At 68.2% G+C, this 25,736-nt stretch carries 23 protein-coding genes; 14 read left to right on the top strand and 9 right to left on the bottom strand.

All coding sequences use genetic code 11. The annotated features are described in order from the left end of the window. The first annotated feature begins 149 nt into the window (after positions 1-149). The 3 genes from ACX9MO_RS06925 to ACX9MO_RS06935 all read left to right on the top strand — a co-directional run bounded on the left by ACX9MO_RS06925 (position 150) and on the right by ACX9MO_RS06935 (position 4,615). Entirely contained in the window at positions 150-350 is a 201-nt protein-coding gene (locus ACX9MO_RS06925) for a zinc-finger domain-containing protein (RefSeq protein WP_222491042.1), read from the top strand. Positions 351-562: 212 nt separating this feature from the next. Then, positions 563-3,397 carry a DNA polymerase I gene (polA, locus tag ACX9MO_RS06930; RefSeq protein WP_462214015.1) on the top strand — a complete coding sequence of 945 codons (2,835 nt, stop codon included), beginning with the start codon at positions 563-565 and terminating at the stop codon, positions 3,395-3,397. Positions 3,398-3,676: 279 nt separating this feature from the next. Further along, the gene (locus tag ACX9MO_RS06935) at positions 3,677-4,615 is read left to right on the top strand and encodes a cation diffusion facilitator family transporter (RefSeq protein ID WP_222491040.1); all 939 of its coding nucleotides are present in this window, start codon (positions 3,677-3,679) and stop codon (positions 4,613-4,615) included. A gap of 121 nt (positions 4,616-4,736) precedes the next feature. On the opposite strand, the gene ACX9MO_RS06940 is transcribed toward ACX9MO_RS06935, so the two are convergent. The 4 genes from ACX9MO_RS06940 to ACX9MO_RS06955 all read right to left on the bottom strand — a co-directional run bounded on the left by ACX9MO_RS06940 (position 4,737) and on the right by ACX9MO_RS06955 (position 7,355). Beyond that, the gene (locus ACX9MO_RS06940; protein WP_462214016.1) at positions 4,737-5,429 is read right to left on the bottom strand and encodes a helix-turn-helix transcriptional regulator; all 693 of its coding nucleotides are present in this window, start codon (positions 5,427-5,429) and stop codon (positions 4,737-4,739) included. Further along, a complete protein-coding gene (locus ACX9MO_RS06945; RefSeq protein WP_462214017.1) occupies positions 5,429-5,800 on the bottom strand; it encodes a VOC family protein in 372 nt (123 codons plus the stop codon). The genes ACX9MO_RS06940 and ACX9MO_RS06945 overlap by 1 nt, the downstream gene beginning before the upstream one ends. Positions 5,801-5,902: 102 nt before the next feature. After that, entirely contained in the window at positions 5,903-6,715 is an 813-nt protein-coding gene (locus tag ACX9MO_RS06950) for a hydroxypyruvate isomerase family protein (protein ID WP_462214018.1), read from the bottom strand. Positions 6,716-6,761: 46 nt separating this feature from the next. Then, on the bottom strand, positions 6,762-7,355 hold the full coding sequence (locus tag ACX9MO_RS06955; RefSeq protein WP_462214019.1) for a DUF1285 domain-containing protein: 594 nt from the start codon (positions 7,353-7,355) through the stop codon (positions 6,762-6,764). Between the two features lie 69 nt (positions 7,356-7,424). Here ACX9MO_RS06955 and ACX9MO_RS06960 point away from each other — a divergent pair, with 69 nt between their 5' ends. The 6 genes from ACX9MO_RS06960 to ACX9MO_RS06985 all read left to right on the top strand — a co-directional run bounded on the left by ACX9MO_RS06960 (position 7,425) and on the right by ACX9MO_RS06985 (position 15,670). Then, entirely contained in the window at positions 7,425-8,444 is a 1,020-nt protein-coding gene (locus ACX9MO_RS06960; RefSeq protein ID WP_462214020.1) for an AAA family ATPase, read from the top strand. Continuing rightward, positions 8,441-9,316, top strand: a complete 876-nt coding sequence (locus tag ACX9MO_RS06965; RefSeq protein ID WP_222491034.1) for a DUF58 domain-containing protein — start codon at positions 8,441-8,443, stop codon at positions 9,314-9,316. Before ACX9MO_RS06960 ends, ACX9MO_RS06965 begins: the two co-directional genes overlap by 4 nt. Before the next feature lies 1 nt (position 9,317). Further along, positions 9,318-12,134 carry a DUF4159 domain-containing protein gene (locus ACX9MO_RS06970; protein ID WP_462214021.1) on the top strand — a complete coding sequence of 939 codons (2,817 nt, stop codon included), beginning with the start codon at positions 9,318-9,320 and terminating at the stop codon, positions 12,132-12,134. Next, a complete protein-coding gene (locus ACX9MO_RS06975; RefSeq protein WP_462214022.1) occupies positions 12,134-14,182 on the top strand; it encodes a glutamine amidotransferase in 2,049 nt (682 codons plus the stop codon). Before ACX9MO_RS06970 ends, ACX9MO_RS06975 begins: the two co-directional genes overlap by 1 nt. A gap of 139 nt (positions 14,183-14,321) precedes the next feature. Continuing rightward, positions 14,322-14,927: an FMN-binding negative transcriptional regulator gene (locus ACX9MO_RS06980; RefSeq protein ID WP_462214023.1), complete on the top strand. Its 606-nt coding sequence runs from the start codon at positions 14,322-14,324 to the stop codon at positions 14,925-14,927. Between the two features lie 140 nt (positions 14,928-15,067). After that, a complete protein-coding gene (locus ACX9MO_RS06985) occupies positions 15,068-15,670 on the top strand; it encodes a glutathione S-transferase (protein ID WP_462214024.1) in 603 nt (200 codons plus the stop codon). 161 nt (positions 15,671-15,831) lie between these two features. Here the strand turns inward: ACX9MO_RS06985 and ACX9MO_RS06990 are convergent, their stop codons facing one another. Continuing rightward, positions 15,832-16,500 (bottom strand): outer membrane beta-barrel protein, encoded by a 669-nt coding sequence (locus ACX9MO_RS06990; RefSeq protein WP_222491029.1) that lies wholly within the window; start codon positions 16,498-16,500, stop codon positions 15,832-15,834. Between the two features lie 245 nt (positions 16,501-16,745). Here ACX9MO_RS06990 and petA point away from each other — a divergent pair, with 245 nt between their 5' ends. Genes petA through ACX9MO_RS07005 form a run of 3 tightly spaced genes read left to right on the top strand, consistent with a single transcriptional unit; the run spans position 16,746 to position 19,470 of the window. Next, positions 16,746-17,330, top strand: coding sequence for a ubiquinol-cytochrome c reductase iron-sulfur subunit (gene petA / locus ACX9MO_RS06995; RefSeq protein ID WP_222491028.1), 585 nt, complete (start codon positions 16,746-16,748; stop codon positions 17,328-17,330). A gap of 12 nt (positions 17,331-17,342) precedes the next feature. Continuing rightward, entirely contained in the window at positions 17,343-18,662 is a 1,320-nt protein-coding gene (gene petB, locus ACX9MO_RS07000; protein WP_222491027.1) for a cytochrome b, read from the top strand. A 16-nt stretch (positions 18,663-18,678) separates the two neighbouring features. Further along, the gene (locus ACX9MO_RS07005; RefSeq protein WP_462214025.1) at positions 18,679-19,470 is read left to right on the top strand and encodes a cytochrome c1; all 792 of its coding nucleotides are present in this window, start codon (positions 18,679-18,681) and stop codon (positions 19,468-19,470) included. A gap of 302 nt (positions 19,471-19,772) precedes the next feature. Here the strand turns inward: ACX9MO_RS07005 and ACX9MO_RS07010 are convergent, their stop codons facing one another. The 4 genes from ACX9MO_RS07010 to ACX9MO_RS07025 all read right to left on the bottom strand — a co-directional run bounded on the left by ACX9MO_RS07010 (position 19,773) and on the right by ACX9MO_RS07025 (position 23,251). Beyond that, complete coding sequence (locus ACX9MO_RS07010) at positions 19,773-20,735, bottom strand: acetyl-CoA carboxylase carboxyltransferase subunit alpha (RefSeq protein WP_222491025.1); 963 nt, start codon at positions 20,733-20,735, stop codon at positions 19,773-19,775. Positions 20,736-20,856: 121 nt separating this feature from the next. Next, the gene (locus tag ACX9MO_RS07015; protein ID WP_462214026.1) at positions 20,857-21,447 is read right to left on the bottom strand and encodes a hypothetical protein; all 591 of its coding nucleotides are present in this window, start codon (positions 21,445-21,447) and stop codon (positions 20,857-20,859) included. A gap of 12 nt (positions 21,448-21,459) precedes the next feature. Further along, complete coding sequence (locus tag ACX9MO_RS07020; protein ID WP_222491023.1) at positions 21,460-22,020, bottom strand: hypothetical protein; 561 nt, start codon at positions 22,018-22,020, stop codon at positions 21,460-21,462. Between the two features lie 271 nt (positions 22,021-22,291). Further along, positions 22,292-23,251 carry an L-malyl-CoA/beta-methylmalyl-CoA lyase gene (locus ACX9MO_RS07025; RefSeq protein WP_222491022.1) on the bottom strand — a complete coding sequence of 320 codons (960 nt, stop codon included), beginning with the start codon at positions 23,249-23,251 and terminating at the stop codon, positions 22,292-22,294. Positions 23,252-23,577: 326 nt separating this feature from the next. On the opposite strand from ACX9MO_RS07025, the gene dgcN reads away from it, so the two are divergent. Both dgcN and dgcA read left to right on the top strand, forming a co-directional pair. Then, the gene (gene dgcN, locus ACX9MO_RS07030) at positions 23,578-24,582 is read left to right on the top strand and encodes an N-acetyltransferase DgcN (protein ID WP_462214027.1); all 1,005 of its coding nucleotides are present in this window, start codon (positions 23,578-23,580) and stop codon (positions 24,580-24,582) included. Positions 24,583-24,699: 117 nt separating this feature from the next. Further along, complete coding sequence (gene dgcA / locus ACX9MO_RS07035; protein ID WP_222491020.1) at positions 24,700-25,668, top strand: N-acetyl-D-Glu racemase DgcA; 969 nt, start codon at positions 24,700-24,702, stop codon at positions 25,666-25,668. Positions 25,669-25,736: the final 68 nt, after the last annotated feature.

Below are 25,736 nucleotides of genomic sequence, written 5' to 3' on the forward strand. Positions count from 1 at the left end.
CGCCCCGGCGGCGATGTCCAGAACCCGGTTCGGCCCGGCCCTCGCACCGCTTGCCCCGGACGCTGTTTTCGCCCATATTCCAGCCCGTGCCCACAGGACGGGCGCCGCAAGCCCGGCCCGTCGAGGCCCCAGTCGGAAGGAACGCCAGCATGTCGATTGAAGCGCCCGAAACCAAGATCGTGGATACTGCCAAGGTGGCGTGCGACGGCGGCGAAGGCGCGCTCGGACATCCCCGCGTCTGGCTGGCGATCCCGGAAGAGACCGGCTTCGTCGAATGCGGCTACTGCGATGCGAAATACGTGCTGCGCGGCTCCAAGGCCGAGGCCGAGCTGACCGCCGCGGCGAAGTAACCCGCCGCCGCGAGGCGACCAAAACTTTTCGAAAAGTTTTGGGAAAATTCTTCGAAGAATTTTCCGCGCGCGCGGCGCCCCTGTCGCCCTGCCGCTGACGGCGCGCGCCCCGCAAGGGCCGCGATCCGCGCAGGGTCCGCAGCGGCGCCATTGCCCGCTGGATGCCCGGGGCGGATCGTGGCATTACCGTCTCCGACCAACGGAGGCGCGACATGAGCAACGAGACCCCCAAGGACCAGCCCGCGACGCAGTTCGGCAAAGGCTGTCACCTGCACCTGATCGACGGCTCTGCCTTCATCTTCCGCGCCTACCACGCCCTGCCGCCCCTGACGCGCAAGTCCGACGGCCTGCCGATCGGCGCCGTCTCGGGCTTCTGCAACATGCTGCAGAAATACGTCGAGGACGCCTCCGGCTCCGATGCGCCAACCCATGTGGCGGTGATCTTCGACAAGGGCTCGCACACCTTCCGCAACGATCTTTACGACCTCTACAAGGCCAACCGCGAGGCGATGCCCGAGGACCTGCGCCCACAGATGCCACTGACCCGGCAGGCGACCGAGGCCTTCAACATCGCCTGCAAGGAACTGGAGGGCTACGAGGCCGACGACATCATCGCCACGCTCGCCTGCCAGGCCCGCGAGGCCGGCGGGCGCGTGACGATCATCTCCTCCGACAAGGACCTGATGCAGCTGGTGGGCGACGGGGTCGAGATGCTCGACGCCATGAAGAACCGCCGCATCGACCGCGACGGCGTGCACGAGAAGTTCGGCGTCTATCCCGAACGGGTGGTCGACGTTCAGGCGCTGGCAGGTGACTCGGTCGACAACGTGCCCGGCGCGCCGGGCATCGGGATCAAGACCGCGGCCCTCCTGATCAACGAATACGGCGACCTCGAGTCGCTGCTGGACCGCGCCGAGGAGATCAAGCAGCCCAAGCGCCGCCAGACCCTGATCGAGAAACGCGACCAGATCGAACTGTCCAAGAAGCTGGTGCAGCTCGACTGCAACACGCCGCTCGACTTCACCCTCGAAGACCTCGAGGTGAAGGACCCGGACCCCGAGGTGCTGATGCAGTTCCTTACCGAGATGGAGTTCCGCACCCTCACGTCCCGCGTCGCCAAGACCCTGAACGTCGAGGCCCCCGCGATCCCCGAGCCCGAGGTGACGCAGGCCAGCCCCGCCGCCACGCCCGAGGCCCCCAGGATCGACCCCGAGGCCTATGAATGCGTCTCGACCATGGAGGCGCTTCAGGTCTGGATCGACCGGATCAACGACCGCGGCTATGTCGCCGTGGACACCGAGACGAATTCGCTGAACGAGATGGTGGCCGAACTGGTGGGCATCTGCCTCAGCGTCGAGGCCGGTCAGGCCTGCTACATCCCGCTGGGCCACAAGGCCGGGGGCAGCGACGAGGGCCTGTTCCAGGATGACAGCCTCGCCGAGGGCCAGCTGCCGCTGAACGCCGTGCTGGACGCGCTGAAGCCGGTGCTGGAGGACGAGGCCGTCCTCAAGATCGGCCAGAACATGAAGTATGACGCAAAGGTCCTCGCCCGCTACGGCGTCCGGATCGCGCCCTACGACGACACGATGCTGCTGTCCTACGCGCTGCACGCGGGCGAACACGGGCACGGGATGGACACGCTCTCCGAGCGGTACCTCGACCACACGCCGATCCCGATCAAGTCGCTGCTCGGCACCGGCAAGAGCGCGATCACCTTCGACAAGGTCCCCGTGGCCGAGGCGGTGAAATACGCCGCCGAAGATGCCGACATCACCCTGCGCCTGTGGCAGCTGTTCAAGCCGCAGCTGCACCGCGACCGCGTGACCACCGTCTACGAGACGCTGGAGCGTCCCCTCTCGCCCGTGCTGGCGCAGATGGAGATGCACGGCGTGAAGGTGGACCGCGACACGCTCTCGCGCATGTCGAACGCCTTTGCCCAGAAGATGGCCGCGCTGGAGGCCGAGATCCACGAGCTCGCCGGCGAGACCTTCAACGTCGGCAGCCCGAAACAGCTGGGCGAGATCCTCTTTGACAAGATGGGGCTGGACGGCGGCAAGAAGGGCAAGACCGGCGCCTATGCCACCGGGGCCGACGTGCTGGAGGATCTGGCGACGGAGCATGAGCTGCCGGGCCGCGTGCTGGACTGGCGCGCGCTCTCCAAGCTGAAATCCACCTACACCGACGCCCTGCAGACCCACATCAACCCCGAAACGGGCCGGGTCCACACCTCCTACGTCCAGACCGGGGCCAACACCGGGCGGCTCGCCTCGACCGATCCGAACCTGCAGAACATCCCCGTCCGCTCCGAGGAGGGCCGCCGCATCCGCGAGGCCTTCGTGGCGGAGGAGGGCAAGGTGCTGCTCTCGCTCGACTACAGCCAGATCGAGTTGCGCATCCTCGCCCATGTGGCCGGGATCGACGCGCTGAAACAGGCCTTCCACGAGGGGCAGGACATCCACGCGATGACCGCTGCGGAGGTTTTCGGCGTGCCGGTCGAGGGGATGGACCCGATGGTGCGCCGTCAGGCCAAGGCGATCAACTTCGGCGTGATCTACGGCATTTCCGGCTTCGGGCTGGCGCGCAATCTGCGCATCCCCCGGGCCGAGGCGCAGGGATTCATCGACCGCTACTTCGAACGCTTCCCCGGCATCCGCGACTACATGGACGCCACGGTGGAATTCGGCAAGGCACATGGCTACGTCCAGACGCTCTTCGGCCGCAAGATCCACACGCCCGAGATCGCCGCCAAGGGCCCGCGCGCGGGCTTTGCCAAGCGTGCGGCGATCAACGCCCCGATCCAGGGCGCGGCGGCGGACATCATCCGGCGCGCCATGATCCGCATGCCCGAGGCCATCGCCCACCTGCCCGCCAAGATGCTGCTGCAGGTGCACGATGAACTGCTCTTCGAGGTCGAGGAAGCCGCCGCGGACGAGGTCATCGCCGCCGCCCGCGCGGTGATGGAGAACGCCGCCGATCCGGCGGTGAAGCTCGACGTGCCGCTGGTGGTGGACGCGGGCCGCGGGGCCAACTGGGCGCAGGCGCACTGAGCCCTGCCCGCCACCCCAGCGAGATGAGGCGCGGCGAGGCCGTACGCCGGTCCGGTATGCTGCGCGGCCGCAGGTCCGCCACGGTCGCGCCTCCGATCCGAGCTGCGCGCCTCTCTCTGCGCAGCGTCAGGTCAGGTCAGGTCAGGTCAGGTCAGGTCAGGGAACCAATCCGGGGCCTTCCGGGGCGTCAAGGACATCGGACGATATTTCCCCTTGAACCTACAGTCGCTGTAGACCCTAGATAGTCAGGCATCGACAGTTTCAGACCGAAGGTTCCCGATGCCCCACGATCACGGCCACGCCCATGGACATGCCCATGGCCACCATCACCACCACGCCTTGCCGGAGGGCGGCGGCGATGCGCGTCTCTGGGCCGCCATCGGGGTCAACTTCGCCCTCACCCTTGTGCAGATCGTGGCCGGCATCCTGTCGGGGTCGCTGGCGCTGATTGCCGATGCGATCCACAACCTCTCCGATGCGCTCTCCCTCGTCATCGCCTTTGCCGCGCGCCGGATCGCCCGGAGACCCGCCGATGCGGCGATGACCTTCGGCTATGGCCGGGCCGAGGTGGTGGCCGCGCTGGTGAACTACGTCACCCTCATCGTGGTCGCGCTCTACCTTGCCGCCGAGGGCGTGCAGCGGCTCTTCAACCCCGTGGAAGTCGAGGGCTGGACCGTGGTGATCGTGGCCGGCGTCGCGCTGGTGATCGACACGGTGACGGCGCTGCTGGTCTTCTCCATGTCCAAGGACAGCGTGAACATCCGCGCGGCCTTCCTGCACAATGTGGCCGATGCGCTCGGCTCCGTCGCGGTGATCGTCGCGGGGGTGGCGATCCTTGTCTACGACTGGCGGCTGGTGGATCCGATCGTGACGCTGGGCATCTCGGCCTACATCCTGTGGCACGCAGGCGTCGAGATCGGACCGGTGATCCGCATCCTCATGCTGGGCGCCCCGGACGAACCCGGCGCGCAGACCGTGCTCGACGCCATGCGCGCCGAGGAGGGCGTGGCCGATGTCCATCACCTGCACCTCTGGCGGATGCAGGAACGCGAAACCTCGCTGGAGGCCCATGTGGTCCTGACCGCGGGGGCCGACGGGGCTGTGGTGCGCCAGCGGCTCAAGACGCTGCTGCACGAGACCTTCGAACTGCACCATTCGGTGCTGGAACTGGAGGATGCGGGGTCGGCCTGCCAGAACGCCAAGGCCATCGGCCACTGAAAAGCGGCAACTGAGAGGCGGTACCCGGAATTTTCAAAAATTCCGGACCGTTTTCTTCGAAGAAAACGGGGAGACACGCCGGCGGCCAGACACGCCGGCGGCCAGACGGCCACCGGCCCGCCTAGTCCCGGCGGCGCTCCGGGTGGGTGGCGTAGAAGGCGGCCAGCGTCTTGTCGCGCTCGTCCCGGAACGGCGCGCCAGGTTCCAGCGCCGCGATCCGGTCGAGGCGGAACATCCGGAAGTCCGCCCGCAACTCGCACCATGCGACCAGCGTCCAGACCTTGCCCCAGAAATACAGCCCCAGCGGCCGCAGCACACGCCGGGTCTCGGCCCCTGCTGCATCGCGATAGGTGATCTCCAGCCGGTGGCGACTGTCGCAGGCGGCCTCGATCCGATCCAGCAGGGCGCGCTGCGCCGCGCTCATCTCGTCGTTCAGCGTCAGGGCGTGGATCTTCACCTGCGCCGCGCGGGCCTTGAGGGGATCGGGCAGCACCGCCTCGATCCGCACCAGCGCCTCCTCCGCCGCGGCGGCCATCTGCAACCCGCCCCAGGCGCGCAGCAACCGCGCCCCGGCCACCAGCGCCACGATCTCCTCCTCCGGGAACATCAGCGGTGGCATGTCGTAGCCCGCCCGCATCACGTAGCCCACACCCGCCTCGCCCTCGATCGGCACGCCGGAGCCGATGAGATCGGCCACGTCGCGGTAGATCGTCCGGGGCGAGACCTCCAGCCTCAAGGCAAGGGCCTTCGCGGTGAGCAGCCGACCGCCGCGCAGATGCTGCACGATCTGGAAGAGGCGGTCGGCGCGGCGCATCAGGCGGGCTCGAAGAGGCCGATCCGGTTGCCGTCCGGGTCGTGCATCACGAGGTAGCGCCCCGGCGGGATCGCGGTGATCCCGCCCTCGAAGCTGGCACCCGCCGCCGCCGCGCGGTCCCGGGCGGCCTCGACGCCATCTTTGACGGCAATGTGGAGCACCGGGCCCTTTCCGGCCGCCACCGGCCCCTCGACGAGGTTGCCGCCGACGCCGCCGCGACCGAAGGCGGACACCGTCTCGGTTCCCATCGTCATGGGGGTCATCTCCCAGCCGAAGACGGTGTTGTAGAAGGCGGTCGCGGCCGCCAGATCCCGCACCGGGATCTCGGCCCAGACGACGGTGACAGGCGGGAGGGAAGCAGGGGAGGTCATGATTTTCATCCTTTCAGGAGTTGCGATGGAGGCACCATCGCACAGCCCTGCTGACAGCATTCTGTCAGCATCCTGTCAGGGGGTCGCGAAAACCGCCAGCCCTCAGCCGCGGGGGCTGCCTGCGCGACTGGCGGATGCACCGGTCGCCGCCATCGCGGCCTGCGCCTCCCTCAACCAGCCCAGCCCGGAGAGCGTATCGGTCGCGGGCGCATATTCCGCCGAGACATAGCCGTCATAGCCCTCCGCATCGAGCCGCGCGAAGAAGGCGGGATAGTCGATGTCGCCCTTCAGCGGCTCATGTCGGCCGGGCACCCCGGCAATCTGCACGTGCACCGCCCGGCCCCCGTGTTTCGCCCATGTGCCGGGCAGGTCCCCGGTGATCTTCTGGGCGTGGTAGGCATCGAACTGGAGCCCGAGGTTGGGGGCCCCCACCGCATCCAGCACCTCCGCGGCGAGGTCGAAGTCGCTCAGGAAGTAGCCCGGCATGTCGTCACGGTTGATCGGCTCGATGGTCAGAGGTTGCGCGGGGGCCTCCGCCGCGGCCCAGCGGAGGTTCGCGATCAGCGTCTCCCGCGCCGCCGGGTCATCGGTCTGGCCCGACATGATATGCACCCGGCCTGCCTTCAGGCTCTCCACGTAGCGCAGGGCGCGCCGGAAGTCCGAGCGGAACCGCTCCTCGCTGCCCGGCACGGCGGCAAAGCCCCGCGGTCCGCCGGTGTAATTCGGCGGCGGCGCGTTGATCAGCGCCAGCGCCAGGCCCGTCCGGGTCAGCGCGCTGCGCAGGTCCTGCACCGGTTCGTCGTAGGGGAACAGCACCTCCACCGCCTCGAAGCCGGCATCGGCCGCGGCAAAGACACGTTGCGCGAGTGGCATCTCGCGGAAGAGAAGCGAAATATTGGCCGCAAAGCGGGGCATATGATGATGTCCACCCTAGGGAAAGCTGGGGAGCGAGCGGGCGGTCCTATTCTTGGGTCAGAAATTCAGACTCTATGATGGGGAAAAAAGTGCCGTCAGACCAGAGGCCGAACCAGTCCTTGCCGTCGCAGGGGTGATCCACCCCGATTTCGACCAGCCGATAGAAGCTCTTGCGGTCAATCAGCGCCTCCAGACCGGCCCGGACATGCACGTAGGGCGCGGGCTCGCCGGTCTCGGGGTCACGGGTGACGCGAATCCGGTGCTCGGGCCCGGCGGTGACACGGTCGCCCACGTTGGTGGTGAAGGTCAGCTGCTGCGCCGCGCCGGTGCCCGCCGCCTCGAAATCCACCGCCACGAAGGGGGCGTCGTCCACGGTGATGCCGACCTTCTCCACCGGGGTGACAAGAAAATACCTGTCGTCGTCCTTGCGCAGGATGGTCGAGAACAGACGCACCAGTTCGGGCCGCCCGATCGGCGTGCCGAGGTAGAACCACGTCCCGTCCCGCGCGATCCGCATGTCGAGGTCCCCGCAAAACGGGGGGTTCCACTTGTGGACCGGCGGCAGCCCCTTGCCACCCGCCGCCTTGGCGGAGGCAGCCAGCGACTCTGCCGAGGGTTTCACGGAGTTTTGTGCGGACATTGCTTTTGCCTAAATCATTTCGCGCGATACACTCGAAACCATAGATATAGATCTGACCGGAGTATTGCCATGACCGAGGCCGCCGCCCAGTCCGAAGACCTTGTCGCCGAGATCGAGGCACTGGAGGAGAAGCTGGCCGAGGCCAGGAATTCCATCACCGCCCGGTTCATCGGGCAGGAGCGCGTGGTGGAGCTGACGCTCTCGGCCCTGCTCTGTGGCGGTCATGCCCTGCTGATCGGCCTGCCCGGCCTCGGCAAGACCCGGCTGGTGGAAACGCTCTCGACCGTGATGGGGCTGCATGGCAACCGGATCCAGTTCACCCCCGACCTGATGCCCGCCGATATCCTCGGTTCCGAGGTCCTCGAGACCGCGGCAGATGGCAGCCGGTCGTTCCGCTTTCTGCAAGGCCCGATCTTCTGCCAGCTGCTGATGGCGGACGAGATCAACCGCGCCTCGCCCCGGACCCAGTCGGCGCTGCTGCAGGCGATGCAGGAAAAGGTCGTGACCGTGGCCGGCGAGAACCGCTCGCTGGGCCAGCCGTTCCACGTGCTCGCCACCCAGAACCCGATCGAGCAGGAGGGCACCTATCCCCTGCCCGAGGCCCAACTGGACCGGTTCCTCGTCCAGATCGACGTGGCCTATCCCGACCGCGACACCGAACGCGCGATCCTCATGGCCACCACCGGCACCGTCGAGGAGGAGGCCCATGCCGTCTTCACCCCGGAAGAGCTGATCGCCGCGCAGAAGCTGCTGCGCCGGATGCCCGTGGGCGAGACGGTGGTGGAGCAGATCCTCGACCTCGTGCGGGCCTGCCGTCCGGGCGATCCCTCGGCCCCGCAGAAGGTGCGCGACACGGTCAACTGGGGCCCCGGCCCCCGTGCGGCGCAGGCTCTGATGCTGACCGTGCGCGCCCGCGCCATGCTGCAGGGCCGCCTTGCGCCCTCGACCGAGGACGTGATCGCCATGGCGCGCCCGGTGCTGGTGCACCGCATGGGGCTGAACTTTGCCGCCCGCGCCCGCGGCGACAGCCTGCCCGCGCTGATCGAAGATGTCGCCGCCTCCGTCACCCGGGCCGAGGCCGCGGCGTGAGCGAACCCCGCCACCTCCGCAGCCGGGCCGAGGAAGAGGCGGCCCGCCTCCCGCCCCTGCTGGCCCGCGCGGAACATCTGGCGGGGACCGTCCTGCTGGGCGACCACGGGCGGCGGCGCTCGGGCCTCGGCGACGACTTCTGGCAATACCGCCCCGTACAGCCCGGCGACCCCCGGCGCTGGATCGACTGGCGCCGCTCCGCCCGGGGTGACGACCGTTTCGTGCGGGAAAAGGAATGGCAGATCGCGCAGAGCGTCATGCTCTGGGTCGATCAGGCCGCCTCGATGCGGTTCTCCTCCACCGACAAGCTGCCGCAGAAAGGCGACCGCGCCCGCCTGCTGGCGCTCGCCACCGCGATCCTTCTGGTGCGCGGCGGAGAGCGGGTGGGCCTCACCGGCACGCTGCTGCCGCCCCGGCGCGGCCAGAACCAGATCCTGCGGCTGGCAGAGTTCTTCTCGGTCGAGGACAGCGCCGATTACGGCGTGCCCGAACACCGCGCCATGATCCCCAACGCGCGGGCGCTTTTCGTCTCGGACTTCCTCGCGGACCCGGCAGAGGTTAAGCTGGCCCTGACCAAGGCTGCGGACCGCGGCGTTCGCGGCGTGCTGATGCAGGTGCTCGACCCCAGCGAAGAGGCCTTCCCATTCCAGGGCCGGACGATCTTCGAATCCGTGGGGGGCAGCCTCCTGCACGAGACGCTGAAGGCCGGCGACCTGAAGACCCGCTACCAGCAGCGGCTGGCAGAGCGGAAGGACGAGCTGCAGGCGCTCTGCCATGCCACCGGCTGGCAGTTCACCACCCATCACACCAGTGACTCGGCGCAATCGGCGCTGCTCTGGATTTACCGCGCCATGGACAGGGGGACGTCCTGATATGATGCTGGGCCCGATCGGATTTGCCGCACCCTGGCTGCTGCTGGCATTGGCCGCGCTGCCGCTGCTGTGGATCCTGCTGCGTGCCGTGCCGCCCGCGCCGATCCGGCGCCGTTTCCCCGGCGTGGCGCTGCTTCTGGGCCTCAAGGATGACGAGGCGGTATCGGACCGGACGCCGTGGTGGCTGCTGCTGCTGCGGATGCTGGCCGTGGCGGCCGTGATCGTGGGCCTCGCCGGTCCGGTGCTGAACCCGCAGCAGCAGGGGCGCACCGGCTCCGGCCCGCTGCTGATCCTGCTCGACGGGTCCTGGGCCTCGTCCCGCGACTGGTCCGAGAGGGCCGACCTCGTCGATGGCCTGCTGGCCGAGGCGGGCCGCGAGGGGCGCACCGCCGCCGTCGTGCGCCTGACCACGCCGGAGGCCCCGGTGTTCCAGTCCGCCGATGTCTGGCGGACCCGCCTGCCCGGCCTCGCCCCGCAGGCCTGGGAGCCGCGCGAGGAGGCGGTACAGGGCTTCATCGAGAGCCTCGGCACCGAGGGATTCGAAACCTACTGGATGTCCGACGGGCTGGACCGCGCCAGCCGCGACCCGCTGCTGGCGGCGCTGGAGGATCACGGCGCGGTCACCGTCCACGAGGGCAGCCGGCCGGTCTTTGCCCTGCGCCCCGCCACCTTCGAGGACGGCGCCGTCCGCCTGACCGCCCTGCGCGCCCTTCCCGGCCCCGAACGCGAGGTGATGGTCGAGGCCCATGGCCGCGATCCCTCCGGCCAGATGCGCCTGCTGTCGATCGAACCGGCCACCTTCGCCCCCGGCGAAACCACGGCCAGCGTCGAGATGGACCTGCCGGCAGAGCTGCGCGGCCGCCTCAGCCACTTCGAGATCGCCGGCGCCCGGACCGCCGGGGCCGTGGCCGCCACCGATGACAGCCTGCGCCGCCGCGAGGTTGCGCTGATCGCCGGCCGGGAGGACCGCGAGGGCCTCGAACTGCTGTCGCCGCTGCACTACCTGCACCAGGCGCTGGAGCCCAACGCCGACCTGCTGGAAGGCGCGCTGATGGACATCCTGCCCGCCAATCCCGACGTGGTGGCGCTGGCCGATGTGGCCACCCTCTCGGACGCCGAGACGGAGGCGCTGGAAACCTGGGTCGAGGGCGGCGGCATCCTGCTGCGCTTCGCCGGGCCGCGCCTCGCCGCCTCCGAGGTGAGCCGCGCCGAGGAAGACCCCCTGATGCCCGTGCGGCTGCGTTCGGGCGGGCGCAACGTGGGCGGCGCGATGAGCTGGGGCGAACCCAAGACGCTTGCCCCCTTCGACGAGGACAGCCCCTTCTGGGGTCTCGACGTGCCCGGGGACGTGACGATTTCCTCGCAGGTCATGGCCCAGCCCGATCCGACGCTGGCCTCCCGCGTGATCGCGCGGCTCTCCGACGGCACCCCGCTGGTGACCCGCAAGGACCTCGGCGACGGGCAGGTCGTGCTGTTCCACATCTCCGCCAACGCCGAATGGTCGAGCCTGCCGCTCTCCGGTCTCTTCGTGCAGATGCTGGAACGGCTCTCGATCTCCTCCTCCGCCACGGCCCCCGCGCCCGAGGACCTCGAAGGCACCACCTGGCAGCCGGTCCGGCTGGTCGAGGCCAACGGCACGCTCTCCAACGCGGGCACGCTGCCCGGCGTGGATGGCGCCGTCCTGCTCTCCGACCCGCTCGGCGCCGACCTGCGCCCCGGCGTCTACGAGGGCGAGGACCGCCGCATCGCCCGCAACGTCATGGGCGCCGAGAGCACGATTGCACCCGCCGCATGGCCTGCGTCCGTCCCGGTCGAAGGTCTGGCCCGGCCCGAGGAAACCCCGCTCGGCGGCTACCTCCTTGCCCTCGCACTGGCGCTGCTGATGGCCGATATCCTCGCCTCGCTCGCGCTCTCCGGCCGGCTGACCGGCGCACGGCCCCGGGCCACGGGGGCCGCCGTTGTCCTGCTGGCGCTCGCCCTTGCCCTGCCCGCCGCGCCGATCCGCGCGCAGGAGGCCGAGGACACCACCGAGGACACGGCGCCCGCCTCCGATCCTGCCGCCGATGCCCGCGCAATCGAAGCCACGCGGGAACTGGTGCTGGCCCATGTCATGACCGGCAACCGCCAGATCGACGACACGGCGCAGGCCGGCCTCCGCGGCCTCTCGGACACGCTCTTCTTCCGCACCTCCGTGGAACCGTCCGAGCCGATGGGCGTGAACCTGGAAACCGACGAACTGGCCTTCTTCCCCTTCCTCTACTGGCCGATCACGCCGGACCAGCCGGCGCCCTCCGCCGCGGCCTATGCCAAGCTGAACCGCTACCTGCGCTCGGGCGGGATGATCCTCTTCGACACCCGCGACGCGGATGTGGCCCGCTACGGCGCCGCCAGCCCCGAGGGGCGCAAGCTGCAACAGCTGGCCGCCCCCCTCGACGTGCCGCCGCTGGAGCCGGTGCCCTCGGACCACGTGCTGACGCGCACCTTCTACCTGTTGCAGGACTTCCCCGGCCGCTACGCCGGCGGGCAGGTCTGGGTCGAGGCCGCCCCCGCCGATGCCGAGCTGATCGACGGGATGCCCTTCCGCAATCTCAACGACGGCGTAAGCCCGGTGGTGATCGGCGGCAACGACTGGGCCTCGGCCTGGGCGGTGGATACCTCCGGCGCGCCGCTCTACCCCGTGGGCCGCGGCTATGCCGGCGAGCGGCAACGCGAGATCGCCTACCGCTTCGGCGTCAACCTCATCATGCATGTGCTGACCGGGAACTATAAGTCCGACCAGGTGCATGTCCCTGCCCTGCTGGACCGTCTGGGACAATAATGACCTCGACCGTGATCTTCGACCCGCTCCTGCCCTGGCCGCTTCTGGCGGGCCTCGGCGCCGTGATGCTGGCCTTCATCGGCCTCGCGCTCTGGCGTGGCCTGCGCGGCTGGCCATTGCGCGGGCTCGCCGCCGTGGTGGTGCTGGGGGCGCTGACCGGCCCCTCGCTCCGGCAGGAGGACCGCGCGCCGCTCTCCGACATCGTGCTGCTGGTGGAGGACCGCTCCGCCTCGCAGCAACTCTCGGACCGGGCGCAGCAGACCGAGGCCGCCGCCGAACGCCTGGCCGCCGAGATCGCCGCCGAGCCCAACACCGAGGTGCGCCGCGTGACCCTTGGCGACGGGGCCGGCGACAGCGGCACCCAGCTGATGACCGCCCTGTCCGAGGCCATGGCCGAGGAACCCCGCGGCCGGATCGCGGGGGCGATCCTGCTCTCCGACGGGCGGCTGCATGACCTCGACCGGGCGCCCGACATGCCCGCGCCGCTGCACCTGCTGCTGACCGGCCAGCCCGAGGACTGGGACCGCCGCCTGATCGTCCGCAACGCCCCCGCCTTTGCCATCCTCGGCGAGCCGGTGACCCTGACCCTGCGGATCGAGGACAGCGGCGCCGCCCCCGAGGGCAACGGCGAGGCCCCCCTCGACATTTCCGTCGACGGGGCCGAGCCGGAACGCTTCATGGTCCAGACCGGCCGCGACATCGAGCTGCCGATCACCCTGCCCCACGGCGGGCGCAACGTGATCCAGTTCTCCGTTCCCGCCGAGGATGGCGAGCTGACCGACCGCAACAACACCGCCCTCGTCCAGATGAACGGCGTGCGCGACCGGCTGCGCGTGCTGCTGGTCTCGGGCGAGCCGCACGCGGGCGGGCGGACGTGGCGCAACCTGCTGAAGTCCGACAGCTCCGTCGACCTCGTGCATTTCACCATCCTGCGCCCGCCGGCGAAACAGGATGGCGTGCCGGTCTCCGAGCTGTCGCTGATCGCCTTCCCCACGCGGGAGCTCTTCCTCGAGAAGATCGAGGATTTCGACCTGATCATCTTCGACCGCTACAAGCGGCGCGGCATCCTGCCCGCGCTCTACCTCGACAACGTGCGCCAGTACGTCGAGGACGGCGGCGCGCTGCTGATCAACGCGGGCCCCGATTTCGCCTCTGCCGATTCGCTCTATCGCTCGCCGCTTTCCGAAGTGCTGCCGGGCCGCCCCACCGCCCGGGTGATCGAGGAGGGCTATCGCCCCCATGTCACCGATCTGGGCGAACGCCACCCGGTGACCGCCGGGCTGACGCGTGGCTGGCAGGGCGACTGGGGCCGCTGGCTGCGCCAGATCGAGCTGGAGCCGGAACGCGGTTCGACCGTCATGGCCGGGGCGGAGGAGAAGCCGCTGCTGATCCTCGACCGCGTCGGCGAGGGCCGCGTGGCGCTTCTGGCCTCCGACCAGGCGTGGCTGTGGAACCGTGGCTTCGAGGGCGGCGGCCCGCAGCTGGAGCTGCTGCGCCGCCTCGCCCACTGGATGATGAAGGAGCCCGAGCTGGAGGAGGAGGCCCTGACCGCCGAGGCCACCGGCCAGCAGATGCGCATCATCCGCCGGACGCTGGGCGAAGAGGTCGGCCCGCTGACCATCACCACGCCGTCGGGCGAGGAGGTGGAGCTCCCGATGCAGGAGGTCGCCCCGGGCCAGTTCACCGCCGAGTACACCGGCCCCGAGATCGGGCTCTACCGCCTTGCCAACGACGACCAGAGCGCGGTCATCGGCCTCGGCCCCGCCGCCCCGCGGGAGTTCGAGCAGACCATCGCGGACGGCGCCGCGCTGGAGCCGCTGGTGGATGGCACCCGCGGAGGCATCATGGCGCTCTCCGACGGCGTGCCCGCGGTGCGCGACGTGCGCGCCGGGCGGCCCGCGGCCGGGCGCGGCTGGATCGGCTTCACCCCCCGCAACGCCTACGAGACGCAGGATGTGCGGCTGATCCCGCTGCTGCCCGCCTGGCTGGTGCTGCTGCTGGCCGCCGGCCTGATCCTCGCCGCATGGCTGCGCGAGGGTCGCCGCTGAGCTGACGGGCCCCACGCTGCGCTCCCCCGGCGCCTGACCTGCGCCGAGGGGTGGAGGTGAGGCAGCCGGGAGCCGAGCCATCGCCCCACGCCCGCGATCCCGCTTGCCGCGGCCCGGCCTGCGCGGCAAGGATGCGGCCATGCATCCGAATCCGATCTTCCACACCCGCTCCGACGCCGCCAACCTCGCCTTCGCGCGGGAGGTGAGCTTCGGTATCCTCGCGCTCTCGGCCGAGGGGCTGCCGCTGATCAGCCACCTGCCCTTCCTGCTGAACGAGGCAGGCACCGAGGTGGAGGTGCATATCGTGCGCTCGAACCCGGTCGCGCGGGCGCTGCGCGACGGGCCGCTGCCCGCCAAGCTGATCGTCTCGGGCCCCGATGGCTATGTCTCGCCCGACTGGTACGGTCTGGAGGACCAGGTGCCGACGTGGAACTACGTCGCCGTCCATCTGAGCGGCACGATCGAACTGCTCGATCCGGAGGAGATGCCCGGCGTCCTGACCCGCCTGTCCGACCAGTTCGAAACCCGGCTGCGGCCCAAGACGCCCTGGGTCATGGACAAGATGACCAAGGGCGTGGCCGAGCGGATGATGCGCCAGATCCTGCCCGCCCGGATGCAGGTGACCGGCGTCGACGGCACGTGGAAACTCTCCCAGAACAAGCCCGAAAGCGCCCGGCTGGGCGCGGCCGAAGGCGTTTCGGACCCCGCGCTGGCGGCCCTGATGCGCAGCCCCCCCGAGGGCTGAACGCCCCCCGGCGGGCGCCGACACCCCTGCGGAAGCCTATTCCGCAAAGTGCCGGAGCGGGCGTCAACAACCAATGGACAGGTCTGCGCCCCCCTCCTAGGGTGGCCCCACTCACAATGGGGACAGACATGGGTCACGCAATGAAACTCTATGCCTCTCCGGCCTCGCCCTTCGTGCGCAAGGTCCGGGTGCTGCTGCGCGAGGCGGGGCTGGACGGCAAGGTCGACGAGAAGGTCGTCGCCACCACGGCAGTGAAGTCGGACATGGGCCTGGCCGGGGTGAACCCGCTGGCCAAGATCCCGACGCTGGTCACGACCGACGGCAAGACGCTCTATGACAGCCGGGTGATCTGCCGCTACCTCGACACGCTGGTGGAGGCGGAGTTCTACCCCGAGGGGCGGCTCTGGGACACGCTGGTGCTGGAGGCGACGGCGGACGGGCTGCTCGATGCCGCGGTTCTCATGGTCTACGAGCGCCGGGTGCGCCCGGAGGAGAAGGTCTTCGACGGCTGGATCGAGGCCCAGTGGGACAAGGCGATCCGCGCCGTGGGCGCGATCGAGGAACGCTGGATGGAGCATCTGAACGGCCCCGTCGACATGGGCCATATCGCCGTGGGCTGTGCGCTCGGCTACCTCGACTTCCGGCACGGGACGCGGAACTGGCGGCTGGGGCATGGCCGTCTGGACGACTGGTACGCCAGCTTCAGCGAGCGCGCCGCGATGAAGGACACGATGCCAGAGTGATCCTGCGCCCGAGTGATCCTGTGCCCGAGTGATCTCCCGCGGCCCCTTGGCCACCACGGGCCGGGCCGACCACTTGCGGACACATCGAGACGAAAAAGGGCCGCGCGATCCGCGCGGCCCTTTCGCAATTCCGACCCGATGCAATCGGGGGGTCTGAGACGTCAGAACCTGTAGCCGACACCGATGTTGATGGCGTTGTTGTAGACGGTCGTCTTGAGCGACCCGCCCCCGTCCAGATCGGCGTCGATGTCGGTCCAGATGAACTGGTACTCCCCGAAGACCGACCAGCGGTCGGTGAAGGCGTAGGAGACACCGGCAGTGGCACGCGCCGCGGGGCCGGTCACCTGGTAGTCGAAGGTCTCGGGGCCGCCGGCGGTGGCGGTCGTCTCGACGTGGGGGATCGCCATGCCGATACCGGCCGAGAGGTAGGGCGTCACCGCCCCGTCCATCCACATGCCCGGCCAGCGGCGGGCGACGTTCAGCGTCAGGATGTTCAGGCCATCGGTCATTTCGAGCGTGTCGAAGCCCGCGGCGGCCATGTCACCGTGATCGGCATAGATCTTGTTGTGCGAGAACTCGATGCCGAAGCCCAGGGTCTCGGTCCGCCACCAGGTGGCGCGCACACCGTAGTAGGGCGGCATGGACCAGGACTTGCCGTCCCAGCCGATGAGGGCAGAGTAGCTGCCGCCGACCGCATCGGGGTAATCCCCCTTGATCCGGCTGTGGGGGGCGGTCTGATACCCGGTGTAGGCGTTGATCTCGATCTCGGCTGCGGCGGGGGCCGCCGTCAGCACGAGGGCCGCGAGAGCGTATTTGAAACGTTTGAGCATGGGGCTTCCGTTCGACGGGTCCAGTCGCAAGACACGGCCGGAAAGGTGGCGCATATATCGTGAGACCCGAATACACCCGGTAAAAGAATGTCACAAGCGCGACACTTAGGCGCCTTCCCCGACTGTCGATCACGGAATAGTGGACGCAAGTACATTGGGCCGCTAAACCTCCGGGAGGAGGAGTTGAGAAATTAGACGGCCTCCGTATGTCTGACCGTTCTCGGTCGAAGAATGGAGCAAACCTCGTGTCCCACGCAGACGACCACGAAGGCACCCGCAGAGATTTCCTCTACTACGCCACGGCAGGCGCGGGTGCTGTGACCGCCGGCGCCGCGATCTGGCCGCTGGTGAACCAGATGAACCCCTCCGCAGACGTGCAGGCGCTTTCGTCGATTCGCGTCGATGTTTCGGGCGTCTCGCCCGGCACCCAGCTGACCGTCAAATGGCGCGGCAAGCCGGTGTTCATCCGTCGCCGTACCCCTGACGAGATCGAAGCGGCCCGCGCCGTGGACGTCAACTCGCTGCCTGACCCGGAAGCCCGGAACGAAAACGTCGCCGCGGGGGCCCCTGCGACCGACGCGAACCGCTCGCTGGCCCCGGAAGGCGCCGAGGGCGACGCGGCCGAGGAATGGCTGGTCATGATGGGCGTCTGCACCCACCTGGGCTGTGTGCCGCTCGGCAATGCCTCGGGCGACTTCGGCGGCTGGTTCTGCCCCTGCCACGGCTCCCACTACGACACCGCCGGCCGCATCCGCAAAGGCCCGGCCCCGCGGAACCTGCCGGTTCCGGTTGCCCGCTTCGAGGGCGAAACAGAAATCGTCCTGGGCTGAGGAGAGCGACGAATGGCTGGAATTCCGCACGATCATTACGAGCCCAAGACCGGGATCGAGAAATGGGTTCACACCCGTCTCCCGATTGTCGCGCTCGTCTATGACACGATCATGATCCCGACCCCCAAGAACCTCAACTGGATGTGGATCTGGGGCATCATCCTGACCTTCTGCCTCGCACTGCAGATCGCCACCGGTATCGTCCTGGTGATGCACTACACGCCGCATGTGGACATGGCCTTCGCCAGTGTCGAACACATCATGCGCGACGTGAACGGCGGCCATATGCTGCGCTACCTGCACATGAATGGCGCCTCGCTGTTCTTCTTTGCCGTCTACCTGCATATCTTCCGCGGTCTCTACTACGGCTCCTACAAGGCCCCGCGCGAAATCACGTGGATCATCGGCATGCTGATCTACCTGCTGATGATGGGCACGGGCTTCATGGGCTACGTTCTGCCCTGGGGTCAGATGTCCTTCTGGGGTGCAACGGTGATCACCGGGCTCTTCGGCGCGATCCCCTTCATCGGGGAACCGATCCAGACCTGGCTCCTTGGCGGGCCGGCCGTGGACAACGCGACGCTGAACCGCTTCTTCTCGCTGCATTACCTGCTGCCCTTCGTAATCGCGGGCCTGGTGCTGGTCCATATCTGGGCGTTTCACAATACCGGGAACAACAACCCCACCGGCGTCGACGTGCGCCGCGGCTCGAAGGAAGAAGCCAAGAAGGACACCGTGCCCTTCTGGCCCTACTTCGTGATCAAGGACCTCTTTGCCCTTGCCGTGATCCTGGCCGTGTTCTTCGCCATCGTCGGCTTCATGCCGAACTACCTGGGCCACCCCGACAACTACATCGAGGCCAACCCGCTGGCGACGCCCGCGCACATCGTGCCGGAATGGTACTTCCTGCCGTTCTACGCGATCCTGCGTGCCTTCACCGCTGACGTCTGGGTCGTGATGTTCGCCAACTGGATCACCGGTGGCATCGTGGACGCCAAGTTCTTCGGCGTGCTGGCCATGTTCGGCGCGATCATCGCCATGGCCCTGACGCCCTGGCTCGACACCTCCTCGGTGCGCTCGGGCCGGTATCGTCCGATGTTCAAGTGGTGGTTCGCCCTGCTCTGCATCGACTTCATCGTACTGATGTGGGCCGGTGCGATGCCGGCAGAGCCGCCCTACTCGACGATCTCGCTGATCGGTGCGGCCTACTGGTTCGGCTACTTCTTCGTGATCCTGCCGCTGCTCGGCGTGATCGAGAAACCGACGACGCCGCCGGCGACCATCGAGGAAGACTTCGATGCGCATTACGGCAAATCGACCGCAGCCGAATAAGAAAGGTCTGAGACAGATGATGAAGAAACTCACCCTTTCTGCCCTGACGGCCCTCGGCCTTTCGGCCGGGGCGGCCATGGCGGCCGAAGGTGGCCACACCCACGACGTGGACTTCTCCTTCGAGGGCCCGTTCGGCAGCTTCGACCAGATGCAGCTGCAACGCGGTCTGCAGGTCTATACCGAGGTCTGCTCGGCCTGCCACGGCCTGCGATACGTGCCGATCCGCACCCTCTCGGACGAGGGCGGGCCGGAACTCCCCGAGGACCAGGTCCGCGCCTATGCCGCGAACCTGTCGGAGATCATGGACCCCGAGCTGGATGACTTCCGCGCCCGGACGCCCAATGACCACTTCCCGATGTCGAGCCTCGAGAACGCGCCTGACCTCAGCCTGATGGCCAAGGCCCGCGCGGGCTACCATGGCCCCTACGGCACTGGTCTGAGCCAGCTCTTCAACGGCATCGGCGGGCCCGAGCACATCGTCTCGATCCTCACCGGCTACACCGGCGAGGAGAAAGAGGAAGCAGGCACGATCTACTACGAGAACACCGCCTTTGCCGGCGGCTGGATCGCCATGGCCCCGCCCCTGATGGGCGAGGACGTGGAGTTCGCAGACGGTCACTCGACCGAACTGCACCACGAGGCCGAGGACGTGGCTGCCTTCCTGACCTGGGCGGCAGAACCCAAGATGATGGCGCGCAAGCAGGTGGGCTTCACGGCCGTTCTGTTCCTCGTGATCCTCTCGGTCCTGCTCTACCTGACCAACAAGGCGATCTGGGCCCCGATCAAGAAACGGGCCAAGGAAGCCTGATCGGGCCCCTCGGACTTGCGAAAGCCCCGCCCCACCGGCGGGGCTTTTTCGTTTGCGGGAGGCCCTGCCCTCCACGTGGCGCAAGAACACTCTTCGAAGAATTTTTGAAAATTCTTGGATGCCCGACAGGGAGGGAGAGGCAGGACGGCGGACGCAGAGACAGCGCAGACGCCACGCGTTCCCGCCGATGACGGCCTATTGTTTGCGGCAACAGAAAAGGGGGCCCAAGGCCCCCTTGCCGTTTTCTTCGAAGAAAACGGACCGGAAAATTCGAATTTTCCGGCCAGATCGTCGGCCTCGCGTTACGCCGCCAGCCCCTTCGAGCCCATGCCGAGGAACTTCTTCCGGCGCTGGTCCACCAGCTTGGCGGGATCGGATTCGTCGAGATCGCCCAGCATCGCCTCCAGCGCCTTGCCGACGGCGGCGATCGTCGCCTTCTTATCCCGGTGCGCCCCGCCGAGCGGCTCCTTGATGATCCGGTCAATCACGCCCAGCTGGTTCAGCTCCTGCGCGGTCAGACGCATCTGCTCGGCCGCCTCGCGCATCTTCTCGGCATCCTTCCACAGGATCGAGGCGCAGCCCTCGGGGGTGATGACCGAGTAGATCGAATGCTCCAGCATCGCCACCTTGTTGGCGGTCGCAAAGGCCACGGCCCCGCCGGAGCCGCCCTCGCCGATGATGATCGAGACCAGCGGCACCTTGATCTGGAGGCATTTCTCGGTCGAGCGTGCGATGGCCTCGGACTGGCCGCGCTCTTCGGCGCCCTTGCCCGGGTAGGCGCCGGGGGTATCCACCAGCGTCACCACCGGCAGGCCGAAGCGATCGGCCATGTCCATCAGGCGGATCGCCTTGCGGTAGCCCTCGGGACGGGCCATGCCGAAGTTGCGCTCGATCCGGGACTTGGTGTCATTGCCCTTCTCGTGACCGATCACGATGACGGGACGGTCGTTGAAGCGCGCCAGCCCGCCCATGACCGCATGGTCGTCGGCGAAGTTCCGGTCGCCGGCCAGCGGCGTGTACTCGGTGAAGAGCGCATCGATGTAATCCTGGCAATGCGGACGGTCGCCGTGACGTGCCACCTGGCACTTCCGCCAGGGCGTCAATGTCTTGTAGAGGTCGACCAGCATGTCCGCGGCCTTCTTGTCCAGCGCGGCGGCCTCTTCCTCGACCTTCATCTCGGGATTCTGCCGGGCCATGGCCCGCAGCTCCTCGGCCTTGCCTTCAATCTCGGCCAGCGGCCGCTCGAAATCGAGGTAATTGGTCATTTCACACTCCTTGCCGGACTGTTGCTATATGGCTTTCTCCGCGCCCGGATGCAACTCGGCAGGCAGGGCCCCGGGTCGCATCGGCGGCAGCGGGTCCCGCGACCGCAGCAGAGCGCGACGATCACAGGCCCAGACCGGCCCGAAGCGCGGTTTCCGGCGCGCTCAGCACCGGCACACCGCGGCCTGCCAGCAGGGGCGCGGCATCGCTCATCGAGACCTGCGCCAGCACCACGACGACCGCCGGCTGCCGCGTCAGCTCGGCCCGGACGCCCTCTGCGATGGCGGCGGCGAAGTCAGCCCCCCGGCCCGCCTCGAAGAGCGGCCAGAGCGGGGAGAGGTCGAGGGTGCGGATGTCAGGGGCATACTCCCCCAGCAGGGTCGCACTGGCCTCCGCGGTGCTGGCCAGCGTGTAGACCAGAAGCACGGGACCGCCGAGGCGCGCCGCCCGCTGCATCATGGGCCGGTCCACCCGTGACGCGCCCGCGGCTTCGGCGACCGGACCCAGCGTCGTGCAGGTGCAGATCACCGGACCTTTCGCGGCGCGGATGACGGCGGTGACCTCGTCGGCAACAGCCTCCACCCCCTCGGCCCGGGCCCGCGCCAACCAGTCGGCGCGGACCACCTGCGCCAACTCGGCGCCCGGGGCGAGACGATCACGCAGCGCGGCGAAGCGCGCCACGTGCACCTCGGCGGTGTGCAGCAGGGTCAGCACGGCCCTGCCCGGTTACTTGCAGTAGTCTTCCTGCCCCTGCAGCGCGAGGGAAGAGCCCTTGAGCTCCACCGGCAGGGACTGGCCGCTGATCTTCATGTGGCTGCCGGTGCGCAGCCCGTCGATGAAGCCATCGCGTGCGGCGACCGAGGGGAAGATCACCTCGTAGCCATAGATCGAGTCGCGACCGAAGGCCTGATCGGCGGTGGTGCCGGTGTACTTGATGTCGAGCGGCTGCACCCGTCCATCCACGGAGATCTCGACCCGGGCGAACTTCGCACCCTCGCGGACGAAGGAGGGCTGCTCCTCCGGGAAGCCGAGGCGCAGGCCACGCAGGACATGGCTGCCCTCGCGCCGGCAGGTGACCGAGAAATACTCGCCCGCCTTGCCGCGCTGCACGGTCAGATAGCTCATCAGGCCGTTCTGCGACGGGTCCTTGGACACCAGCCAGCGCTGGCTGTAGATGACGACCTGTTCATTCTCGATCCGCTCCTGCGCGGACAGACTGGCGGAGCTAGCTCCGATCATCAGGCTGGTCATGAGGCAGGCGGTGGTGAGACGGCGCAGTGCGCGCATTGCGAATCCTCCGATTGGGTCCGTTCAGGTCGGTCCGCACAATTCCATTGCGGGGCGTATCGCGCAAGTTACCTAGTGCCGAAGCCGCTGCGGGCCAGCGGGCCCCTTGCCCGGGCGCGCGGCCGTGGCCCGCAGGTCACAGGCAGATCACCAGCCCGCGCCGGCTCACGACAACCCCCTGAAAAGCAAGGGCGGAGAACCTGCGCCCCCCGCCCGACCCGTGCGCTGCGATCTCCTCACCGCGGCACGGCAGGATCCCCTCGGGGACCCCTCACATCTGTGCGATCAGCTCCGACTGGCGGACGATCACCTCGGCCTGCTTGATCGACGCGATGTCGACCAGACGGCCCTTGTAGACAGTGGCCCCCGCGCCGGTGCGCTTGGCCTCTTCCATGGCGGCGAGGATCTCGCGTGCCTCTGCGACCTTCGTCTCGGAGGGGGTGAAGACCTCGTTCGCCAGGGCGATCTGCTTGGGGTGGATCGCCCATTTGCCGACCATGCCCAGCGTGGCCGAGCGCAGCGCCTGCGCACGGTAGCCGTCATCGTCCGAGAAATCGCCGAAGGGCCCGTCCACCGGCAGCACGCCATGGGTGCGGCAGGCCGCGACGATGGCGGTCTGGGCCCAGTGCCACGGATCGGACCAGTACTTCTGGCCCTCGCGCAGCATGTAGTAGTCCTCCTGCGTGCCGCCGATGCCAGTGGTCTGCATCCCCATGGAGGCCGCGAAATCCGCGGCGCCAAGGCTCATCGCCTCCAGCCGGGGCGAGGCGGCGGCGATCTCTTCCACGTGGGCGATGCCCGCGGCGCTCTCGATGATGACTTCCAGTTTCAGCGGCTTGGTGCGGCCCTTCGACCGTTCCAGCGCAGTGACCATGGCATCCACGGTATAGACGTCCGCCGCGCATCCCACCTTGGGGATCATGATCATGTCGAGCCGGTCACCGGCCTGTTCCATCAGGTCCACCACGTCCCGCACCCAGAACGGCGTGTCGAGGCTGTTGATCCGCACCGAGATCGTCTTCTGGCCCCAGTCGACGTCGCCGATGGCCTGGATGATGTTCTTGCGCGCCTGTTCCTTGTCGTCGGGCGCGACCGAATCCTCGAGGTCGAGGTTGATCACGTCCGCGGCGCTGGCGGCCATCTTCTCGAACAGCTTGGTGTTCGACCCGGGACCGAACAGTTGGCAGCGGTTCGGACGGGCGGGGGCCGGGGGCTGAAGGCGGAAGCTCATCTCTCGATCTCCATCACATGCGGAACGGCCCGAAAAGCGGGTCAAAGGGCAAGGATATTTCTTCAATTCGCCCGAGAGCGATATTAAATTACAAGCCGGGCCGCAAGCACAATTTGCAAACGCAGCGCGATCCACCGCTGCGTCGCGGAATCGTCGGCGCTGCACCTGCGTGAAAGCCTGCGACGGCGATGCGAAAATCTTCGACAGAATTCCCAATCCTGCGAAGAAACTTGCAACCACCGCCCAGAGTTCCGCGGATTTGCAAAGCAATCCCACCGCGAATCCGCCAAAATCGGGCGCAACAACTCTCCCCAACAGGTGCCCGAATGATCGAGACCCCATATCTGCTGTTCCTTGGTGATGCCCCCGATGCGCTGGCTGCGAAAGTGGCCCAGGGCATCCGCGACTGGCGTCCGGACAACGCCATCGGCCAGTTCCGCATGGAAGGCTGCAAAGCCGACATGAAACTGGCCGACATGACGCTGACCGAAGCCAAGGAAGCCGGCGCCAAGACGCTGGTGATCGGCGTTGCCAACCGTGGCGGCGTGATCTCCAAGGCCTGGAAAAAGGTGCTGATCGAAGCGCTCGAAGAAGGCTTCGACATCGCCTCCGGCCTGCACAACCTGCTGCGCAACGAGCCCGACCTCGTCGCCGTGGCCGAAGCCAACGGCCGCACCCTGCACGACGTGCGCATCCCCACCGTCCAGTACCCGATCGCCAACGGCGAGAAGCGGACCGGCAAGCGCTGCCTCGCCGTGGGCACCGACTGCTCGGTCGGCAAGATGTACACCGCGCTGGCGATGGACAAGGAAATGAAGGAACGCGGCCTCAAGTCGTCGTTCCGCGCCACCGGCCAGACCGGCATCCTGATCACCGGCGAAGGCGTGCCCCTCGACGCCGTCATCGCGGACTTCATGGCCGGCTCGGTGGAATACCTGACCCCGGACAACGATGCTGACCACTGGGACATGATCGAAGGCCAGGGCTCGCTGTTCCACGCCTCCTACTCGGGCGTGACCATGGCCCTCGTGCACGGCGGCCAGCCCGACGCGCTGATCCTCTGCCATGAACCCACCCGCGAGCACATGCGCGGCCTGCCCTCCTACAAGCTGCCGACCCTGACGGCGCTGCAGGACGTGGCGCTGACGCTGGCCAAGGTCGTGAACCCCGACGTCCAAGTCGTGGGCATCTCGGTCAACACCCAGCACCTGAGCGAGGAAGACGCCAAGGCGTACCTGGCCAAGGTCGAAGAAGAAATGGGCCTTCCCACGGTGGATCCGTTCCGCCATGGCGCCGGTCGTCTCGTCGACGCGCTGGTCGCGCTCGGCTGAGGCCAGTCGCCCCCGCGGGTCCGGCGCGTCCCCCTTCCGCGCCGTTGACCTGCCGGGGGCGACCTCCCCTTTCTTCCGGGGCCCCCAGCGGGCCCCCTCTCTCTCAGGAGGTCCCCCATGCAGATCGAGGTCATCCGCGACGTTTTCCCGCTCGCGCAGGTCTTCACCATTTCCCGCGGCTCGCGCACCGAGACCAAGGTCATCACCGTGCGCATCACCGACGGTGGCGTCACCGGCTGGGGCGAATGCGTCCCCTACGCCCGCTACAATGAAACCCTCGACAGCGTCGCGGACGAGATCAACGGCCTGCCCGCCGCCTTCTCGCGCATGGATCTCTATGACCTGCTGCCCGCCGGCGCCGCCCGCAACGCGGTCGACTGCGCCCTGTGGGATCTGGAAGCCAAGAAGGCCGGCAAGCCCGCGTGGCAGCTGGCCGGCCTGAAACAGGCCCCCGGCCCGGAAATCACCGCCTACACCCTCTCGCTGGCCAGCCCGGAAGAGATGGAGGCGCAGGCCGCCAAGAACGCCTTCCGCCCGCTGCTCAAGATCAAGCTGGGCACCCCGGACGACATGCCCCGCCTCGAGGCCGTGCGCCGCGGCGCACCCAAGTCCAAGATCATCATCGACGCCAACGAAGGCTGGTCGGTCGACGTCTACAAGGACCTCGCGCCGCACCTCGTGAAGCTGGGCGTGTCGCTGGTCGAACAGCCGCTGCCGCAGGCCGAGGACGAGGCCCTGATCGGCATCGACCGTCCCGTGCCCGTCTGCGCCGACGAAAGCTGCCATGACCGCGCCGACCTGCCCAAGCTGACCGGCAAGTACGATGTCATCAACATCAAGTGCGACAAGACTGGCGGCCTGACCGAGGCGCTCGCGCTGAAGGAAGAGGGCCTGAAGGCCGGCTTCGACGTGATGGTCGGCTGCATGGTCGGCTCCTCCCTCGCCATGGCGCCCGCGGTGCTCGTGGCACAGGGCGCCCTCGTGACGGATCTTGACGGCCCGCTCCTGTTGGCCAAAGACCGCGATGCGGCCCTCGTCTATGACGAAGCCGGCGTGCACCCTGCCACGTCCGCGCTCTGGGGCTGAGACTTTCCGCCCCTTCGGGGGCACATAATCGTGCCCCCGGCGCCTGACCGCGTCTCCCCCGGGGGCCT

The sequence above is a fragment of the Pseudooceanicola profundus genome, assembly GCF_054919315.1.

Coding starts and splice junctions, on each gene's coding strand:
- ACX9MO_RS06925 (WP_222491042.1), top strand. CDS start 150: ATGTCGATTGAAGCGCCCGAAACCAAGATCGTGGATACTGCCAAGGTG.
- polA (WP_462214015.1), top strand. CDS start 563: ATGAGCAACGAGACCCCCAAGGACCAGCCCGCGACGCAGTTCGGCAAA.
- ACX9MO_RS06935 (WP_222491040.1), top strand. CDS start 3,677: ATGCCCCACGATCACGGCCACGCCCATGGACATGCCCATGGCCACCAT.
- ACX9MO_RS06940 (WP_462214016.1), bottom strand. CDS start 5,429: ATGCGCCGCGCCGACCGCCTCTTCCAGATCGTGCAGCATCTGCGCGGC.
- ACX9MO_RS06945 (WP_462214017.1), bottom strand. CDS start 5,800: ATGACCTCCCCTGCTTCCCTCCCGCCTGTCACCGTCGTCTGGGCCGAG.
- ACX9MO_RS06950 (WP_462214018.1), bottom strand. CDS start 6,715: ATGCCCCGCTTTGCGGCCAATATTTCGCTTCTCTTCCGCGAGATGCCA.
- ACX9MO_RS06955 (WP_462214019.1), bottom strand. CDS start 7,355: ATGTCCGCACAAAACTCCGTGAAACCCTCGGCAGAGTCGCTGGCTGCC.
- ACX9MO_RS06960 (WP_462214020.1), top strand. CDS start 7,425: ATGACCGAGGCCGCCGCCCAGTCCGAAGACCTTGTCGCCGAGATCGAG.
- ACX9MO_RS06970 (WP_462214021.1), top strand. CDS start 9,318: ATGATGCTGGGCCCGATCGGATTTGCCGCACCCTGGCTGCTGCTGGCA.
- ACX9MO_RS06975 (WP_462214022.1), top strand. CDS start 12,134: ATGACCTCGACCGTGATCTTCGACCCGCTCCTGCCCTGGCCGCTTCTG.
- ACX9MO_RS06980 (WP_462214023.1), top strand. CDS start 14,322: ATGCATCCGAATCCGATCTTCCACACCCGCTCCGACGCCGCCAACCTC.
- ACX9MO_RS06985 (WP_462214024.1), top strand. CDS start 15,068: ATGAAACTCTATGCCTCTCCGGCCTCGCCCTTCGTGCGCAAGGTCCGG.
- ACX9MO_RS06990 (WP_222491029.1), bottom strand. CDS start 16,500: ATGCTCAAACGTTTCAAATACGCTCTCGCGGCCCTCGTGCTGACGGCG.
- petB (WP_222491027.1), top strand. CDS start 17,343: ATGGCTGGAATTCCGCACGATCATTACGAGCCCAAGACCGGGATCGAG.
- ACX9MO_RS07005 (WP_462214025.1), top strand. CDS start 18,679: ATGATGAAGAAACTCACCCTTTCTGCCCTGACGGCCCTCGGCCTTTCG.
- ACX9MO_RS07010 (WP_222491025.1), bottom strand. CDS start 20,735: ATGACCAATTACCTCGATTTCGAGCGGCCGCTGGCCGAGATTGAAGGC.
- ACX9MO_RS07020 (WP_222491023.1), bottom strand. CDS start 22,020: ATGCGCGCACTGCGCCGTCTCACCACCGCCTGCCTCATGACCAGCCTG.
- ACX9MO_RS07025 (WP_222491022.1), bottom strand. CDS start 23,251: ATGAGCTTCCGCCTTCAGCCCCCGGCCCCCGCCCGTCCGAACCGCTGC.
- dgcN (WP_462214027.1), top strand. CDS start 23,578: ATGATCGAGACCCCATATCTGCTGTTCCTTGGTGATGCCCCCGATGCG.
- dgcA (WP_222491020.1), top strand. CDS start 24,700: ATGCAGATCGAGGTCATCCGCGACGTTTTCCCGCTCGCGCAGGTCTTC.